Raw genomic sequence first — 588 nt, forward strand, 5'->3', positions numbered from 1 at the left:
GGGTGCGGGTGTGCCAGTGCGGGGTGTGGAGGTGGACCTGGGCAGCGGCCAGAGCGGTGTGGAACCGGTGGGCGCCGGCCTGATCGCGGTGCAGGGTGTCGAGCACCACCGCCCGCACCCCCGACTCACCACCCGCGCCGGTGCCGGTGTCGGTGTCGGTGTCGGTGTGGTCGAGGATGTCGTGCAAACCGGTGGACAGCACCGGATGCGGACTGATCTCGACGAACAACCGATGCCCGTCATCCAGCAACGCCCGGATTGTGTCCTGGAATTCGACCGTGTGCCGCAGATTCTCATACCAATACCGCGGCCCCATCACCGCCCCGTCCACCACGGCACCCGCCAGCGTCGAATACAGCGGAACCTCACCCGGACCGGCCTCGATCCCCGCCAAACACTCCAGCAACTCCCCCTCAATCCCCTCCACCTGACCCGAATGCGAGGCATAGTCCACCGGAATCCACCGACACCGCACCTCCCGAGCCGCACACCGCTCCACCAACACCTCCAGCGCCGCCACCTCACCCGAAACCACCGTGGTATGCGGACCATTGACCGCAGCAACCGAAACCCCCTCCACCGCCTCAC

At 67.2% G+C, this 588-nt stretch carries 1 protein-coding gene; it reads right to left on the reverse strand.

The genetic code is table 11. From position 1 onward, the window contains the following. A partial coding sequence (locus tag G5C65_RS38125; RefSeq protein WP_338146865.1) for an acyltransferase domain-containing protein occupies nt 1-520 on the reverse strand: 520 nt, incomplete at its 3' end. Nucleotides 521-588 lie beyond the last annotated feature (68 nt).

Source organism: Streptomyces boncukensis, from assembly GCF_011045075.1.
GTDB lineage: Bacteria > Actinomycetota > Actinomycetes > Streptomycetales > Streptomycetaceae > Streptomyces > Streptomyces boncukensis.